Consider the following 15,708-nt stretch of genomic DNA (forward strand, 5'->3'; position numbering starts at 1 on the left):
CGGTCCGTCTCGGTCCGTCTCGAGGGTTCTGTCTCGGCGATCGAAAGCGCACGGAAATCGCCACGCTCTTGTGAGTTAGGTAAGCCTGTCCTATAGTTCGATGTGGCGTAAGGATCGCGCGTGCGTCCTGAGGGCTGCAGAGACCCCCGATCCGTGCCGCGGCGGGCCCCACCCCGGTGGGGCCCGCCGCTTCGTTCCGCGGGCCGGGCATCCCCCTCCTCGTCGCGGTTTCGTGTGGTGTAAAGCTGGAGCGCATGACAGAGCAGAGCTTCCCCACCATGACCGCCGAGGCGATGAACAAGGTCGACGCCGAGCTGGGCACCTTCACCGACATGATCGGCCTGCGCTACACGGAAATGGGCCCGGACCGCGTCGCGGGCGAGTGGACCGTCAAGTCGCACCTGTATCAGCCCGCGGGCATTGTCAACGGCGGCGTCTACTGCACCGTCGTGGAAAGTCTCGCCAGTGTTGCCGGTGCGATCTGGTACGGCGATCAGGGCTCTGTGGTGGGTGTCAACAACAACACCGATTTCCTGCGGTCCGTGCGTGAGGGCGTACTGCGCGGCGTGGCGACCCCGCTGCATCGCGGTCGCACCCAGCAGCTGTGGCAGGTGGTCATCACCGACGAGCAGGAGCGCGTCGTCGCGCGCGGTCAGGTGCGGCTGGCGAACCTGCCCAAGCGGGACTGAACGGCCCCACGCTCGACCGGCGGTACCGGCGCGCGCGTGCCAGAATGGCCGTCATTCTTCGACCGACCGGTGAGGAGCCCGGATGCGACTGTCGCCGCACGAGCAGGAACGACTGCTGCTGAGCTACGCGGCCGAGCTGGCGCGGCGCAGGAAAGCCCGCGGCCTCGCGCTGAATCATCCCGAGGCGGTCGCGATCATCACCGACCACGTGCTCGAGGGCGCGCGCGACGGACGCACCGTCGCCGAGCTGATGTCCTCGGGCCGCACGGTGCTCACCCGCGCGGACGTGATGGACGGGGTGCCGGAGATGATCCACGACGTCCAGGTGGAGGCCACGTTCCCGGACGGCACCAAGCTCGTCACGGTCCATCAGCCGATCGCGTGAAGGAGACGCCAGCGTGATTCCGGGCGAATATCTCTGCGCCGAGGGCGTGATCGAGCTCAACTCCGGGCGCGAGCGCCTCGAAATGGATGTCGTCAACACCGGCGACCGCCCGGTGCAGGTCGGCAGCCACGTCCATTTCCCGCAGGCCAACGCCGCGCTCGACTTCGATCGCGCGGCCGCGCACGGTCATCGTCTCGACATCCCGGCGGGCACCGCCGTGCGATTCGAGCCCGGCCTGGGGCAACGCGTTCGCCTGGTCCCGCTGGCCGGCACGCGCGAGGTGTACGGCATCGGTCCGAATCCGCCGGGCCGCCTGGATGATCCGGGCCGCGTCGATGATCCGAACCGTCCCGAGGGGGAGCAGCAGTGAGCGAACTGAGCCGGGCCCGCTACGCGGAGCTGTTCGGACCCACCACCGGCGACCGGGTGCGCCTGGCCGACACCGATCTGCTGATCGAGATCACCGAGGACCGCAGCGGCGGTCCGGGGCTGGCCGGTGACGAAGCCGTCTTCGGCGGCGGCAAAGTGCTGCGCGAGTCGATGGGCCAGTCGCGCGCCACCCGCGCCGACGGCGCCCCCGACACCGTCGTCACCGGCGCGATCATCGTCGACTACTGGGGAATCATCAAGGCCGACATCGGTATTCGTGACGGCCGGATCAGCGCCATCGGCAAGGCGGGCAACCCCGACATCATGTCCGGTGTGCACCCGGATCTGGTGGTCGGACCCTCCACCGAGATCATCGCCGGCAACGGCCGCATCGTGACCGCGGGCGCGATCGACTGCCACGTCCACTTCATCTGCCCACAACTGATGGACGAGGCGCTCGGCGGCGGCATCACCACCCTGATCGGCGGCGGCACCGGCCCCGCCGAAGGCAGCAAGGCCACCACCGTCACTCCGGGCGCCTGGCATCTGGCCCGCATGCTCGAGGCCACCGACCACTGGCCGCTGAACATCGCCCTGCTCGGCAAGGGCAACACCGTGAGCGAAGCCGCCATGTGGGAGCAGTTGCGCGCGGGCGCCTCGGGTTTCAAGCTGCACGAGGACTGGGGCTCGACTCCCGCCGCGATCGACGCCTGCCTGCGCGTGGCCGACGCCTCCGGGGTGCAGGTCGCCCTGCATTCGGACACGCTCAACGAGATCGGCTTCGTCGAGGACACCTTGGCCGCCATCGCCGGCCGCGGCATCCACGCCTATCACACCGAAGGCGCGGGCGGCGGTCACGCCCCCGACATCATCACCGTCGCCTCGCACCCGAACGTCCTGCCCAGTTCCACCAACCCCACGCGCCCGCACACCGTCAACACCCTCGACGAACACCTCGACATGCTCATGGTGTGCCACCATCTCAGCTCGGCCATCCCCGAGGACCTGGCCTTCGCCGAGAGCCGCATCCGTCCCTCGACCATCGCCGCCGAGGATCTGCTGCACGATCTGGGCGCGATCTCGATGATCGGCAGCGACTCCCAGGCCATGGGCCGCATCGGCGAAGTGGTGATGCGCACCTGGCAGACCGCGCACGTGATGAAGCGCCGCCGCGGCGCCCTGCCCGGCGACGGCGCCGCCGACAACCACCGCGTCCGCCGCTACGTCGCCAAATACACGATCTGCCCGGCCGTCGCGCACGGCCTCGACGACGAGGTCGGCTCGGTCGAACCCGGCAAACTCGCCGACCTGGTGCTCTGGGATCCCGCCTTCTTCGGTGTGCGCCCACACGCGGTTCTCAAGGGCGGTGCGATCGCGTGGGCCGCCATGGGCGATGCCAACGCCTCCATTCCCACTCCACAGCCCGTCCTGCCGCGCCCGATGTTCGGCGCCGCCGCCCCCGTCGCCGCCGCCACCTCGCTGCATTTCGTCTCCGCCCACGCCGTCGAGGACGGCCTGGCCGAGCGCATCGCGGTCCGTCGTCGCCTGGCCCCGGTCAAGGACGTTCGTCAGGTGACCAAGGCCGATATGCCCGGCAACGACGCCATGCCCCGCATCGACGTCGACCCCGACACCTTCACCGTCCGCGTCGACGGCGAGGTGTGGGCCGAGGAACCCGCCACCGAACTGCCCATGGCTCAGCGCTACTTCCTCTTCTGACCCACGGTCCACGGGCCGCGGGTCTCCGGCGAGATCGGTCTTGACCTTGACGCGACGTCATGGTCGAGACTGGGGCGCATGAGAATAGGTCAGCTCGCCGAGGCCGCGGGGACGACGACGCGGACGGTGCGGCACTACCACCGCCTCGGTCTGCTCCCCGAACCACGACGGCTGGCCAACGGCTATCGCGAATACACGGTGGGCGACCTCGTGCGCCTGATGCGGATCCGGTGGCTGGTGGCGAGCGGGGTGCCGCTCGGCTCGGTCGCCGCCGTGTCGGCCGAGCGGATGTCGAGTGCGGACGAGCGCGATGTGGTGGCGGATCTGCGTGCCGTGCTCGAGGCCGTCGAAAGTGAGCAGGCCGTGCTCGCCCGGCGTCACGCCCGGCTGACCGCCATGCTGGCCGAAGCCGAACGGGGACATCCGGTCTCGGCGCTGCCCGGCGAACTCGTCACCGCGTTGAACGGTGCCGTGGACTCCGCGTCCTCGCCCGCGGTCGGCGCCGCGCTGCGCCTCGAGCGGGATCTGCTCGAAGCCGTGGTCCTGACAGGTGCGGCACCGGAGGCGCTCGTCTCCGGCTTCTCGGCGATGTTGGGCGATGCCGAGGCTCGCGCGGACTATCTGGCACTGCTGTCGGACTGGGCGGAAATGGAAGGGCTCGAACCCGATTCGGTGGTGGCGGCCGGTCGGATCGACGCTCTCGTGCATCGGATGCTCGAATTCCACGATCGCGGCGGCGGGATCGATGTCGGCATGGCGGAAACTGCCGGTGCCGAGTCCGGCGCGTTCTCCCTCGAGGAGATCGTTCCCGACCGCGCGCAACGCGCGGTCGTGCGGCGCTTCCTGGAAGAACTCTCGGCTCGTTCGGTGATGCGGAGCAGCGGGTGAGGACGGGCCTGAGGCTTCGGCGATTCCAGTGGGTCGCGCAGGGGGTCACCGTGATCGTCGTGCTGTTCGACGCCGCGCTGTCGGCCACCGGGGTTCTCACCGTGCGGCAAGCGCTGGTCCTTTTCGCCGTAGTAGAGATTCCGTTGATGTGCGTTGTCGCAACAGCTTTCACAGTGACGGTGGTGTCCAGGACACGCCGGGGTGATGGAGTCCGGTCGGCGATGGTGCATGCGCTCGGTCATTCCCCGTTCCTGCCGCTTATCCGGGCCGAGATCCGGGGGTATCGGGCGCTGTGGCAGGCGATTCGTGGCCGCGACTGCGGTGTCGAACCCGATGCGATCGTCCTGCGTGCGCGCCGGGGTGCACTGGCGCTGCCGGTCGCTTTCGCGATCGCGACCGTGGTCGAGATCGGAGCACTGCACCTGCTGCTGCCGTGGGCGTGGCTGCGCGTCGCGCTGGCGCTCGTGTCGGTGTGGTCGCTGATCGCGCTGTCCGGGTACCTGGCCGTGCATCGAACGCACCCGCACTATCTGACCGGCGCCTCGCTGGTGCTCCGGCAGTCCGGGGCAGTGGTGGCCGTGATCGACCGCGCGCGTATCGAATCCGTGGTGGCCCGAGGAAGATTCACGCAGACCGCGCCTACGGTCGTCGACGGTAGGCTGTTCCTCCCCGGTGCGGATGGAACGACGGTCGATCTGACGCTGACCTCGCCGGTCACCGTCACGCTTCCCGCGCTCGTACCGGCACGCAGGAAGACCGGGGAGGTCGATCACATCAGCGTGTACGTCGATGAGCCCGACCTGCTGGTCTCGGCTCTGCGGGGTCGTCGCCGGAGGCGAAACCCGCTGGACTCGGACGAGGTGTCCCGGTGACCGGCACCGCCGGGACGTCGCCGCCCGGGAGACAGGAGACCGGGCGGCGACGTTCCGAGGTTCGTCAGGCGTCGATCGAGGACAGGTCGCTGTAGCGTTCGCCCGCGACCGCGTCGCGCGGGACGGCCTCGGCCAGCCGGGTCAGATCCTTGTCGTCGAGGGTCACGCTCGCGGCGGCGACGTTCTCCTCGAGATACTTCACGCGCTTGGTGCCGGGAATCGGAACGACGTCGTCACCCCGCGACAGCACCCAGGCGAGGGCGAGCTGACCGGGCGTCACGCCCTTGTCCGCGGCGATCTCGGTGATCCGGGCGACGAGCGAGAGATTGGCTCGCAGCGCCTCACCCTGGAAACGGGGGAAGCGGCCCTGGCGGCGCGAATCAGCCTCGGCCAGGTCATCCGCCGAGGTGATCGCCCCGGTCAGCATGCCGCGCCCGAGCGGGGAGTAGGGGACGAGCCCGATGCCGAGTTCGCGCAGCACCGGCAGGATCTGGTCTTCGAGATGCCGGGTGAACAGGGAGTATTCCGACTGCAGCGCGGTGATCGGGTGGACGGCGTGCGCGCGCCGGATGGTGCCCGCCGCGGCCTCGGACAGTCCGAGGTAGCGCACCTTGCCCGCCTCCACCAGTTCCTTCATCGCTCCGACGGTGTCCTCGATCGGGACCGTCTTGTCGACCCGATGCTGGTAGTAGAGGTCGATGTGGTCGACGCCGAGGCGTCGCAGCGAGGCGTCGGCGGCCTTGCGGACGTAGTCGGGATCCCCGCTGACGCCGAGGAATTCGCCGTTCGCACCGCGCATATTGCCGAACTTGGTGGCCAGCTGGACTTCGTCGCGGCGGCCCGCGATCGCCCGGCCGACGAGTTGTTCGTTGGTGAACGGGCCGTACATGTCCGCGGTGTCGAGGAACGTGACGCCCAGGTCGAGGGCGCGCCGGATGGTGTCGATGCCGGTCGCCTCGTTCGCGGTGCCGTAGAACTCCGACATGCCCATGCAGCCCAGCCCCAGGAGGGAGACGGTGAGGGCATGGTCGCCGGCGCCGAGAGTGCGGTGGCCGAGGGAAGCGTGTGATTCGGTCATGAACTCATCCAATCCCTTCGAGCGCGCTCTAGGTCAAGCCTCGGAATTCCAAACGGTCGGCGTAGATGCCGATCTTGCGGTCGATCGCCCCGAGATGGTCCTGGACCTCGGCGAGCTGGTCGAGTACCCGCTGCCGGTGGTCGCGCAGCAGCGCCAGCCGCTCGGCTTCGTTGCCGCTGCCCGCACGCACCATTTCGGCGTAGCGCTTGATGTCGCGGATCGGCATCCCGGTGGCCCGCAGGCGGGTGACCAGCTCGATCCAGGTCAGATCGTGGTCGCTGTAGCGGCGGTGGCCGCTGGACGAGCGGCCGACCCGCCGCAACATCAGCCCGTCGCGCTCGTAGTAGCGCAGGGTGTGCGCGGACAGACCGGTCCGGTTGGCGGTCTCGGCGATGGAGTAGGTGCGGGTGCTGGTGTCGACGGGTGTCACCCTGCCAGTCTGATCCTTGGAGCGCACTCGAAGTCAACGCCCACGCTCGAAGCCGAAGCCGCAACGTCGGTGCCTGCCCACGCCGCGCACCGGCACCGACTCCCGTGTCGGTGGCAGCCCCCGAGCGCGGGGATCGACATCGAGCGTGGGTTTCGGAATCGACCGGGCGTCAGCCGAACGACATGGTCGCGAAGGTCGCGCCCGCCGGATCGGCGACGACGCCCACCCGCGACGGTCCGGGCAGATCCTTGGCGGGCTCGACGATCGAGCCGCCGAGTTCGACCGCGCACGCGGCCGCTTTGTCGGAGTCCTCGACGCGGAAGGTGACCGACCAGAACGGTGCGGGCTCGCCCTCGGCCGCGATATGCGCGCCGCCGAATTCACGCCCACCCGTGCTCGGCGCCAGCGCCTGATAGGGGTTGACGGTGGCGGTTTCCCATGCCGCGTTCGCGTGCTGCCAGCCGAGCACGGTGCGGTAATGGGCCATCGCGTCCGCAGGGGAGCCGGTCGCGGCGTATTCCACCCAGCACGGGTTGTCCTGTTCGGCCCAGTTCGCGGAGCCCGGGTGGGTGAGCAGCTGCGCGAGCGCGTAGGTCGCGCCCGCCGGGTCGGTCAGCACCGCGAAACGCAGCCGCCCGAAGACATCGACCGGTTCGAGGTCCACCCGTGCGCCTGCCGAGCCTGCCGCCGCCACCGTGGCATCGATGTCCTCGACGGCGAAGTACACCGTCCACACCGGCGGTGCTGTACCGCCGTCGGGCGCGGTGGCGGGCGCGATGCCCGCGACGGGCGCGCCGTCCTGGTGCAGGATCGTGTAGTGACCGGCCTCGGGGCCGAGATCTTCTGCCTGCCAGCCGAATACACCGGTATAGAAGGCGGCTGCGGCCGGGATGTCGGGTGCGGTCACGTCGAACCAACACGGTGTGCCCGGAGCGAAAGCGGATGTCATCGGAGTCTCCCTGTGCGTAGGTGGCCTGTGGTGCGGCCCGAAGGTCGATACGTCCGTGATGACGAATCCGGCCGCCGGAATTCATCGCTGTGTCCGTCGGTTCTCCGGACGGTGACGCCCCCGCGAACACTCGACGCACTGGCGGGCAGCCCCGGCGTCGTCGAGGCCTCCACGAATTCCCGGAGGCAGCTGTGCGGCCGGCCGAGGTCGCGGGCGGCTGGGCGCAGGCGGTGGCGACTGCGGCGCAGGCCATCGCCACGGTCGCGAAGATCGAGCACATCGCTGACCCCCAGCGAACCCCGGGCGCGCTCCGGCGGGCGCGTCCGGGCCGGTGGCAGACTTGCGTCATGACGCCTTCCGATTGGTCCGATGTCGACGCCTACGTCGTGGAGCACCTGGTCGCCGACGATTCCTCGGCGGCCACCCTCGACGCCAACGCGGCCGCGGGGCTGCCCGCGATCGACGTGTCCGCGGCGCAGGCGAAGTTCCTCTACCTGCTCGGCAGATCCGTGCGGGCGCGCCGCGTGCTCGAGATCGGCACCCTCGGCGGGTTCAGCACCCTGTGGCTGGCCCGTGCGGTGGGGGAGGGAGGACGGGTGGTCACCCTCGAGTACGAGCCGCGCCACGCCGAGGTGGCCCGGGCGAATCTGGAGGTGGCAGGCGTCGGCGAACGGGTCGAGATCCGGGTCGGCGCGGCGCTGGACACGCTGCCCGCGCTCGAGGCCGAACAGGGGGAGCCGTTCGATCTGGTGTTCATCGACGCCGACAAGGTGAACAACCCCGGGTATGTCGACTGGGCCGTGCGGCTCGGGCGTTCGGGCACGGTGATCGTGGTCGACAATGTCGTTCGCCACGGCGCGCTCGCCGACGCGAACACGATCGACCCGTCGGCGCGGGCGAGTCGCGAACTGGTGGAGCTGCTCGGCAAGGACAGCCGGCTCGAAGCGACTGTGCTGCAGACCGTCGGCGCCAAAGGCTGGGACGGCTTCGCCTTCGCGCTCGTCGTCTAGCGGCTCGCCGGTCGCGGTGCCGCTTGCTCGGGTGCGGCGACCTGCGCCGACTCACCGGTGAGTCGCCGATGGCGGCTACGGTTCCGCCTGCGCAGGCGCGTGCGCGCTCTTCCCGGCGAACCCGAGCCGCGCCTGGAAACCGTCGCAGATCGCTTCCAGCCCGTCGTGCAGCGACTCCTGCGCGGTGAGCCGGTCGCTGCCCGCACCGTGCAGTTCGGCGAGCGCGGCCGGCGTCTCCCACAGCGGCCTGCCGTCGAGCAGTGCCCGCAAGCCGTTGTTCTCGTCGGGGTCGGCGCGTTTACGGCTCAGCAGCGCGGTGCTCACATTCGGCAGGCTGGCTCCGGAGATGTAGTTCCACACCGTGAACGCCATCCGGGTCGCCTCGCGCACCGGTACCCCCAATTCGCCGAACCCCTCGACCAGCCAACCCAGGCAGGCAAGGCTCTGCGGGCCGAAGCTGTACCGGGGCGTGGCGAAGGTCAGCAGCACCCATGGATGTTGCTGGTAGAGCCGCCAGTCGACGTCCGCGGCGATGTGCACCCGGTCACGCCAGCTCCAGCCGCGACCTTCGGCGGGTGGATAGGGGTAGCGGCGGGCGACCTCGTCGGTCATGGCCGCGACCAGCTCGTCCTTGCCCGGCACATGCCGGTACAGCGACATCGCGCCGACCCCCATCCGCTCGGCGATGCGACGCATGGACAGCGCGTCCAGACCCTCGGCATCGGCGAGTTCGATCGCGGTGTCGATGATCGCCTCGCGACTGAGTTTCGCCTCTGTCATAACCACTCGCTCATAACCACTCGCTTCCCGCGGACCCTGCTGCGTACACTGTACCCGCACCGGGCGTACGGTGTACGCGTGACAGGGGAAGGTTCGGACATGACACAGGCACAGACGCAGCGGCCGGCCGGCATCGGAGCGGAGGCGAGCGGCTCCCGCCGCGCTTGGCTCGGTCTGGCCGTTCTGCTGCTGCCGGTGCTGCTGGTGTCGATGGACGTCTCGGTGCTGTTCCTCGCCCTGCCGACGCTCTCGGCCGATCTGCACCCCTCGGCGGCCGAGCAACTCTGGATCCTCGACGTCTACGGCTTCCTGATCGCGGGCCTGCTCATCACGATGGGCAATCTGGGTGACCGCGTCGGACGGCGCACCATCCTGCTCGTCGGCGCGGCCGTGTTCGGTGTCGGCTCGGTACTGGCCGCCTTCGCCCCCAGCGCCGGCGTGCTCATCGCGGCGCGGGCGTTGATGGGCATCGGCGGGGCCACGCTGCTGCCCTCCAGCCTGGCGCTGATCACCAGCCTGTTCGCCGACGCCAGGCAGCGGGCCACGGCCATCGGCATCTGGACCGCGTTCTTCGCGGGCGGGTCGGCGGTCGGTCCCATCATCGGCGGCTTGCTGCTGCACCACTTCTGGTGGGGCTCTGTCTTCCTGATCAATGTCCCGGTGCTGCTGGTGCTGCTCGTACTCGGTCCGATCCTGCTGCCCGAGCAGCGTTCCGGCTCGCTCGGTCCGCTGGATCTGCCCAGCGTCGGGCTCTCGATCGCGGGCATCCTGCCGGTGATCTACGCCGTCAAGCACGCCGCCGCCGAAGGCGTGGACCTCGAGGCGGTCGTCGTCGGCGTGATCGGCGCGCTGCTGCTGATCGTGTTCGTCCGCCGCCAGAAGGTGCTCGATGAGCCGCTGCTGGACCTGCGCCTGTTCCACCGCCCGCAGTTCCGGCTGGCGATCGGCTCCAGCCTGGCAGGCATGATGTCGCTGGCCGCGCTGGGCTATCTCACCAGCGTCTACCTGCAGTCGGTCACCGGCCGCGATCCTCTGGCGGCAGCGGTGCTCGGCATCCCGATGGCGCTGGCGGTGTTCGTCTGCTCGATGAGCGGGGCCGGGGTGAGCCGGCTGCTCGGGGTGCGCGCGAGTTTCGTCGTCGCCCTGCTGGCCGCCGCGGTGGGCAACCTCATGGTCCTCGGCGTCGGCGTGGACGGCGGCATCGCCTGGTATCTGGCCGGCTCGACCATCGCGGGCGCCGGTTACGGCGTGGCTTTCACCCTCGTCTCGGAGGTCGCCGTCTCCTCGGTGCCGCCCGAGCGCGCGGGCTCGGCGGTGGGCATTTCGGAGACCAGCTTCGAACTGGGCAATGCCCTCGGCCTGGCCCTGCTGGGTTCGCTGGCCGCGCTGGTGTTCCGCTCCGACGGCGACTACGCGGGCACGCTGGGCGAGACGCTCACACGATCCGGCGCGGATTCACCGCAGGCCGCCGCCGCGCGCGAATCGTTCGTCAGCGGCATGCACGTCGCACTGGCCGCGGGCGCCGCGATCCTGGTACTCATGGCGGTGCTCGCCTGGAGTTCGGCCGGTCGGGTGCGCGACGAGGAGAAGAGCGCGTCGGCGCACTGATCGCCGCTTCGGCGCGAGGACTGAGCGCCGCGGGGACCGAGACCGGGCCGGCGGGTGCGGCAGACGAGGACAGTGCATCCGGAGCGGAGTCCGTTGTGCGCGCGTTCAGCGCCCGAACACGGCCCCGAGCACGTCCGCGGCGAACCGGTTCATCGGCATCAGGACGGTTCGGTGCACCCAGCTCACTGGAACGACCACACACGTCCGCCACACCGTGGCGAGCGCGGCCAGTGCCGGACGCAGTACATGGCGGTAGAGGTAGGCGCACGGCACGACGACGAGCACCCGGACGATCGCGCTCGCCCCGCGCCAGCCGAAGTACAGGGTGGCGGCCAGCGCGATCCACAGCGGGCGCAGCACCCATCGCCACAGCAGCGCGAGCGGCCGGACGACGCACCAGGTCCAGACCCATCGCAGGCTCACCGCGATGGCGTACAGCGCCGGGCCGAGCACCCACTTCCCCAACCACTTCGCGACGGGGACGACGACGTAGTTCAGGAGTGCGTTCAGCGCGGGCCGCAGAATCGACTGCCACAGCCACTGCTCGATCACCCGCAGCAGCGGCCGCAGCAACCAGTTCAGCAGCGCCGAACCCAGCGGCGTGAGCACCATGCCCCACAACACCTGCTGGATGGCCCACCCCCACACCATGTCCTTCAGAAAGAACCACAGCGGCCGGATCACCCAGAGGTGGACGAACCGGCCCACCGGCGCCAGCACCTGCTCGAGCACGAAGACCAGGACAGCGACGAACGCCCGCCCGCACCACTTCACGCCCTCCCAGACGAGTCGCACCGGAACGAGCAGCACGACCGCGATCGCGCGCGCCACCCATTCGCCGATGCCGACCCGTGGCGGTCCGGCCTCATTCCTCGCGTTCATCGAATCCTCCTCCTGCACAGCATCGTCGCACCCGCGTGCGACCGGGTGCCCTGTGCTTCCCCGTGATCGGCCCGGGTAGAAACCACTACCCGCGGGGTCTCCGGCACAGGGACTCGCCCGGCGCGCAGGACACGCCCGACATAGGATCGTGCGAATGGACACGAGCGTGAACGCCGGGGCGATCTTGTACGCCCTCGCCGATTCGCGCCTGCCGATCGGCGGTCACGTACATTCCGGTGGGGTGGAGGAGGCGGTCGCCTCCGGGCTGGTCCGCGATCTCGCGACGGTCGAGGCATATCTGCGCCGCCGGATCACCACGTCCGGACTGGTCGCCGCGTCGCTGGCCGCCGCGGTATGCGCGGGGGAACTCACCGAGACGCGCGCGGACGCCGAAGCCGACGCCCGTACCCCGGCCCCGGCCGCCCGCGCGGCTTCCCGAGCGCAGGGGCGTGGCCTGGTGCGATTGGCCAAACAGATCTGGCCGCACGAGGATTGGACGCGCCTGTCACCGCGCCCGCACCTGTCCACGGCCTTCGGCGCGGTCGGCGCGGTCGCGGGCATCGCACCCGCGGATCTCGCGGGCATCGTCGTCTACACCACCCTGACCGGCGCCGCCACGGCTGCCCAGCGCCTGCTCGCGCTCGACCCCGCCGATGTCGCCGCGTGCACGGTACGCCTGGCGCAACTGTGCGACCGCACCGCCGCCGAGGCCGCGACCGGCCCGGCCGCGCTGTCCGACCCGCTGCAGGATGTGCTGGCACAGCGCCACCCACTGCGCGACATGCCGCTGTTCGCCAGCTGAGTCCGACCGAGAAGAAGGAGCCTGTGATGCCGCCGCACCTGATCGACGGTGAACCCCACGACCATTCGCACGATCGCCCGAAGCGGCAGCGGACCCCCGGGGAACCGCTGCGCATCGGCATCGGTGGCCCGGTCGGCTCCGGCAAGACCGCGCTGGTCGCGGCGCTGTGCAGGCAGCTGCGCGAAGAACTGTCGCTAGCCGTGCTGACCAACGACATCTACACCACCGAGGACGCCGACTTCCTGCGCAGGCACGCGGTGCTGCCCGACGAACGCATCACCGCCGTGCAGACCGGCGGTTGCCCGCACACCGCGATCCGTGACGACATCACCGCCAATCTCGACGCCATCGACGACCTGATCGCCGCCAACCCGCCGCTGGACCTGATCCTGGTCGAATCCGGCGGCGACAACCTCACCGCCACCTTCTCCTCCGGCCTGATCGACGTGCAGATCTTCGTCATCGACGTCGCGGGTGGTGACAAGGTGCCCCGCAAGGGCGGTCCGGGGGTGACCTTCTCGGATCTTCTGGTGGTCAACAAGACCGACCTGGCCCCGCTGGTCGGCGCGGACCTCGGCGTCATGGAACGCGACGCCGCCAAGGTGCGCGCGGGCCGCCCGACCGCGCTGATCTCCCTCACCGCAGATCCTGCCGCGACCCCCGTCCTGGGTTGGGTGCGTGCGCAACTGGCGGAGGCGGCCGAAGCGGATCGCGTGGCGAGCGCCGATTCCTCCGTGGCGCGTTGAGGCCGACGGGCCGAGTCCTGGGGCGGCGACCGGCCGCGCGATGCGGGAGCAGCGTGTGGAAGTCGGTGGCGTGACGGGGCGGTCGAGCGCGGAAAGCAGGGGACGCGCGGCAGGCGAGCAGCCCCGGCGAGCGAGGGCCGGGGGTGGCAGCGAGCTGCGTACCGAGCTTCGCATCGTCGCCGAGCAGGGCCGGGTCGCGCACATCGACGCGCGCGGCGGACTCACCGCACGGCACACCGGCGCCGATCGAGTGCACCTGATCGGCGCCGCCGCCACCCCTCTGGGGGGCGACCACATCGGCGTGACCGTGCTCGTGGGGCCGGGAGCGCGCCTGATCCTGCGCGGCGTGGCCGCCACCCTCGCGCTGCCGGGCCGAGCCACTGTGGAATCCTCGGCGCACTGGCGCTTCGAGGTCGCCGACGGGGGCGAACTCGATGTCGACGCCCCGGCGATGATCGTCGCCGGCGGGGCCGGGCACCAGACCCTGACCAGCGTCGCGCTCGCGCCCGCGGCCAGGCTGCGCCTGCGGGAACAAGTGCAGATCGGCCGTTCGGGCGAGCGTCACGGCCGCTGGCGCGGCGACCTCGTCGCCGATCTCGGAGACCTGCCGCTGGTCCGGCACCGGCTGGAATTGGGCGCGGGCGCCGCCACCGACGACATTCTCGGCGCGCACCGTTCGCTGATCAGCGAATTGCGTTACCCCGACGACCGTCCCGCCGAGATGTTCGGCCTGGCGGCCGCCCGCCTGCCGTTGGAAGCCGGTGGGAGTCTGTACACCGGCCTCGGCGACCGGCTCTCGGACACGCCGAAACCCTGAAGGACCGGCTCCGTGCCCTGTGTCGATCGGGCCGGAGTCGTCTCGTGCGGTGCGCGGGCCAGGGCCGCGGCCCCGCAGACGGTCGCGGAGTCGACGGCCGGGAGTCGACGTGCGCGAGTGGACCGGTCGCCCGTCGGTGCGCGGAGCCCGCGGCAGCATGGTCGCGGCGAACCGCGACGCCGCTCAGGACGCGCGCTGATCGGCCGCCTTCTTGCCCGGTGCGCGCCCGGGCGCGGGCGGTGCCCCCAGCGCGGCATGGAGTTCGTCGGCATCGTCCTGATCGTCGTAGACCTGTTCGAGCGCGAGGCGGGCGAACACCCACTGCTCGGTGGCCGCCATCTGACCGCGGCTGCGGCCGAGGAAGGTGACGAACCACTGGATGCAGGTGATCAGCCGGCTGCGATAGCCGATCAGGTAGTACAGGTGCAGGCCCAGCCAGGCCAGCCAGGCGATGAAGCCGCCGAACTCCAGCTTGCCGACCTGGCACACCGCGCTGAACCGCGACACCGTGGCCATGCTGCCCTTGTTGAAGTACTTGAAGGGCTTGCGCTCCTGCGGCGAGTGACCTTTGAGCCCCGCCTTGATCTGCTTGGCGGCGTAGGTCGCGCCCTGGATCGCGCCCTGTGCCTGGCCGGGCACACCGGGCACCGACATCAGGTCGCCGACGACGAAGACGTTCGGATGCCCCTTGATGGTGAGGTCGGGTTCGACGATCACCCGGCCCGCCCGGTCCACCTGGGTGCCCTCGGAGCGTTCGGCCAGCATCTTGCCCAGCGGGCTGGCCTGCACGCCCGCCGACCACACCTTGCACGAGGATTCGATGCGCCGGGTGGTGCCGTCGGCATCGCGCACCGTGACGCCGTGCGCGTCCACATCGGTGACCATCGCGTTGAGCTGGATCTCCACGCCCATGCGTTCGAGCCGTCGCTGCGCCTTGGCGCCGAGCTTGGGGCCCATCGGGCCGAGCACCGCGCCCGCGCCCTCGATGAGGATGACTCGGGCGTCGCGCGGGTCGAAGTTGTCGAAGGTGCCCTCGAGCGTGCGGTCGGCGAGTTCGGCGATCTGCCCGGCCAGTTCCACGCCGGTGGGGCCGGCGCCGATGACGACGAAGGTCAGCAGGCGGTCGCGCGTGGCCTGCGAGGTCGCCACCTCGGCGCCCTCGAACGCGCCGAGGATGCGTCCGCGTAGCTCCAGCGCGTCGTCGATGGTCTTCATGCCCGGCGCGTAAGTGGCGAACTGGTCGTTGCCGAAGTACGACTGCTGCGCGCCGGTGGCCACGATGAGGCTGTCGAAGTGGGTCAGGGTGTCGTGGTTGAGCAACCGCGAGGTGACCGTGTTGTTCTCCAGGTCGATGTCGGTGACCTCGCCGAGCAGGACCCGGACGTTCTTCTGTTTGCGGAGAACCAGCCGGGTGGCGGGGGCGATCTCGCCGACCGAGAGAATGCCGGTGGCGACCTGATACAGCAGCGGCTGGAACAGGTGGGTGGAGGTCTTGGAGATCAGGGTGACGTCCACGTCGGCGCGCGCGAGGTGCTTGGTGCCGAACAGGCCGCCGAAGCCCGAACCGATCACCACCACCTGGTGACGACGCTTCTCGACCGGCTGAGTGCTCATCGTCGTGCTCCTCGACAGACCAGGGGACAGACCAGGGGCTCGCCCCGCCAACGGTGCTTCTGACAGCTCA

At 70.2% G+C, this 15,708-nt stretch carries 17 protein-coding genes; 11 read left to right on the forward strand and 6 right to left on the reverse strand.

Features of this window, described 5'->3' with window-relative positions:
- The first annotated feature begins 278 nt into the window (after positions 1-278).
- The 6 genes from IU449_RS02305 to IU449_RS02330 all read left to right on the forward strand — a co-directional run bounded on the left by IU449_RS02305 (position 279) and on the right by IU449_RS02330 (position 4,922).
- Positions 279-689 carry a PaaI family thioesterase gene (locus IU449_RS02305; RefSeq protein ID WP_228804043.1) on the forward strand — a complete coding sequence of 137 codons (411 nt, stop codon included), beginning with the start codon at positions 279-281 and terminating at the stop codon, positions 687-689.
- An 82-nt stretch (positions 690-771) separates the two neighbouring features.
- Positions 772-1,074 (forward strand): urease subunit gamma, encoded by a 303-nt coding sequence (locus tag IU449_RS02310; protein ID WP_195000308.1) that lies wholly within the window; start codon positions 772-774, stop codon positions 1,072-1,074.
- Positions 1,075-1,087: 13 nt separating this feature from the next.
- Positions 1,088-1,444, forward strand: a complete 357-nt coding sequence (locus tag IU449_RS02315) for an urease subunit beta (protein WP_195000309.1) — start codon at positions 1,088-1,090, stop codon at positions 1,442-1,444.
- Positions 1,441-3,162: an urease subunit alpha gene (locus tag IU449_RS02320; RefSeq protein ID WP_195000310.1), complete on the forward strand. Its 1,722-nt coding sequence runs from the start codon at positions 1,441-1,443 to the stop codon at positions 3,160-3,162. The genes IU449_RS02315 and IU449_RS02320 overlap by 4 nt, the downstream gene beginning before the upstream one ends.
- A gap of 78 nt (positions 3,163-3,240) precedes the next feature.
- Complete coding sequence (locus IU449_RS02325) at positions 3,241-4,050, forward strand: MerR family transcriptional regulator (protein WP_195000311.1); 810 nt, start codon at positions 3,241-3,243, stop codon at positions 4,048-4,050.
- Entirely contained in the window at positions 4,047-4,922 is an 876-nt protein-coding gene (locus IU449_RS02330; RefSeq protein ID WP_324188049.1) for a hypothetical protein, read from the forward strand. Before IU449_RS02325 ends, IU449_RS02330 begins: the two co-directional genes overlap by 4 nt.
- Positions 4,923-4,986: 64 nt before the next feature.
- Here the strand turns inward: IU449_RS02330 and IU449_RS02335 are convergent, their stop codons facing one another.
- The 3 genes from IU449_RS02335 to IU449_RS02345 form a co-directional block, all read right to left on the reverse strand.
- Positions 4,987-6,000 carry an aldo/keto reductase gene (locus tag IU449_RS02335; RefSeq protein WP_195000312.1) on the reverse strand — a complete coding sequence of 338 codons (1,014 nt, stop codon included), beginning with the start codon at positions 5,998-6,000 and terminating at the stop codon, positions 4,987-4,989.
- 28 nt (positions 6,001-6,028) lie between these two features.
- On the reverse strand, positions 6,029-6,430 hold the full coding sequence (locus IU449_RS02340) for a MerR family transcriptional regulator (RefSeq protein ID WP_195000313.1): 402 nt from the start codon (positions 6,428-6,430) through the stop codon (positions 6,029-6,031).
- Positions 6,431-6,599: 169 nt separating this feature from the next.
- Positions 6,600-7,379 carry a VOC family protein gene (locus tag IU449_RS02345; RefSeq protein WP_195000314.1) on the reverse strand — a complete coding sequence of 260 codons (780 nt, stop codon included), beginning with the start codon at positions 7,377-7,379 and terminating at the stop codon, positions 6,600-6,602.
- A gap of 347 nt (positions 7,380-7,726) precedes the next feature.
- On the opposite strand from IU449_RS02345, the gene IU449_RS02350 reads away from it, so the two are divergent.
- The gene (locus IU449_RS02350; RefSeq protein WP_195000315.1) at positions 7,727-8,389 is read left to right on the forward strand and encodes an O-methyltransferase; all 663 of its coding nucleotides are present in this window, start codon (positions 7,727-7,729) and stop codon (positions 8,387-8,389) included.
- Positions 8,390-8,464: 75 nt separating this feature from the next.
- Here IU449_RS02350 and IU449_RS02355 read toward each other — a convergent pair whose 3' ends face one another.
- A complete protein-coding gene (locus IU449_RS02355; protein ID WP_195000316.1) occupies positions 8,465-9,169 on the reverse strand; it encodes a TetR/AcrR family transcriptional regulator in 705 nt (234 codons plus the stop codon).
- 99 nt (positions 9,170-9,268) lie between these two features.
- Between IU449_RS02355 and IU449_RS02360 the strand changes: the two genes are divergently transcribed.
- On the forward strand, positions 9,269-10,777 hold the full coding sequence (locus tag IU449_RS02360) for an MFS transporter (protein WP_195000317.1): 1,509 nt from the start codon (positions 9,269-9,271) through the stop codon (positions 10,775-10,777).
- A gap of 105 nt (positions 10,778-10,882) precedes the next feature.
- Here IU449_RS02360 and IU449_RS02365 read toward each other — a convergent pair whose 3' ends face one another.
- Complete coding sequence (locus tag IU449_RS02365; RefSeq protein ID WP_195000318.1) at positions 10,883-11,659, reverse strand: hypothetical protein; 777 nt, start codon at positions 11,657-11,659, stop codon at positions 10,883-10,885.
- A 154-nt stretch (positions 11,660-11,813) separates the two neighbouring features.
- Here IU449_RS02365 and IU449_RS02370 point away from each other — a divergent pair, with 154 nt between their 5' ends.
- From IU449_RS02370 to IU449_RS02380, 3 genes are all read left to right on the forward strand, one after another.
- Positions 11,814-12,461, forward strand: a complete 648-nt coding sequence (locus IU449_RS02370) for an urease accessory protein UreF (RefSeq protein WP_195000319.1) — start codon at positions 11,814-11,816, stop codon at positions 12,459-12,461.
- Between the two features lie 26 nt (positions 12,462-12,487).
- On the forward strand, positions 12,488-13,207 hold the full coding sequence (ureG, locus tag IU449_RS02375; RefSeq protein ID WP_195000320.1) for an urease accessory protein UreG: 720 nt from the start codon (positions 12,488-12,490) through the stop codon (positions 13,205-13,207).
- A gap of 154 nt (positions 13,208-13,361) precedes the next feature.
- Entirely contained in the window at positions 13,362-14,024 is a 663-nt protein-coding gene (locus IU449_RS02380) for an urease accessory protein UreD (protein WP_195002252.1), read from the forward strand.
- Positions 14,025-14,207: 183 nt separating this feature from the next.
- Here IU449_RS02380 and IU449_RS02385 read toward each other — a convergent pair whose 3' ends face one another.
- Positions 14,208-15,638 carry an NAD(P)/FAD-dependent oxidoreductase gene (locus IU449_RS02385; RefSeq protein ID WP_195000321.1) on the reverse strand — a complete coding sequence of 477 codons (1,431 nt, stop codon included), beginning with the start codon at positions 15,636-15,638 and terminating at the stop codon, positions 14,208-14,210.
- Positions 15,639-15,708 lie beyond the last annotated feature (70 nt).

The sequence above is a fragment of the Nocardia higoensis genome, from assembly GCF_015477835.1.
Classification (GTDB): Bacteria; Actinomycetota; Actinomycetes; order Mycobacteriales; family Mycobacteriaceae; genus Nocardia; species Nocardia higoensis_A.

Bases quoted from the DNA above. Each gene is read 5' to 3' on its own strand.
- IU449_RS02325 (WP_195000311.1), top strand. From the start codon at position 3,241: ATGAGAATAGGTCAGCTCGCCGAGGCCGCGGGGACGACGACGCGGACG.
- IU449_RS02305 (WP_228804043.1), top strand. From the start codon at position 279: ATGACCGCCGAGGCGATGAACAAGGTCGACGCCGAGCTGGGCACCTTC.
- ureG (WP_195000320.1), top strand. From the start codon at position 12,488: ATGCCGCCGCACCTGATCGACGGTGAACCCCACGACCATTCGCACGAT.
- IU449_RS02360 (WP_195000317.1), top strand. From the start codon at position 9,269: ATGACACAGGCACAGACGCAGCGGCCGGCCGGCATCGGAGCGGAGGCG.
- IU449_RS02355 (WP_195000316.1), bottom strand. From the start codon at position 9,169: ATGACAGAGGCGAAACTCAGTCGCGAGGCGATCATCGACACCGCGATC.
- IU449_RS02370 (WP_195000319.1), top strand. From the start codon at position 11,814: ATGGACACGAGCGTGAACGCCGGGGCGATCTTGTACGCCCTCGCCGAT.
- IU449_RS02350 (WP_195000315.1), top strand. From the start codon at position 7,727: ATGACGCCTTCCGATTGGTCCGATGTCGACGCCTACGTCGTGGAGCAC.
- IU449_RS02335 (WP_195000312.1), bottom strand. From the start codon at position 6,000: ATGACCGAATCACACGCTTCCCTCGGCCACCGCACTCTCGGCGCCGGC.
- IU449_RS02310 (WP_195000308.1), top strand. From the start codon at position 772: ATGCGACTGTCGCCGCACGAGCAGGAACGACTGCTGCTGAGCTACGCG.
- IU449_RS02365 (WP_195000318.1), bottom strand. From the start codon at position 11,659: ATGAACGCGAGGAATGAGGCCGGACCGCCACGGGTCGGCATCGGCGAA.
- IU449_RS02385 (WP_195000321.1), bottom strand. From the start codon at position 15,638: ATGAGCACTCAGCCGGTCGAGAAGCGTCGTCACCAGGTGGTGGTGATC.
- IU449_RS02345 (WP_195000314.1), bottom strand. From the start codon at position 7,379: ATGACATCCGCTTTCGCTCCGGGCACACCGTGTTGGTTCGACGTGACC.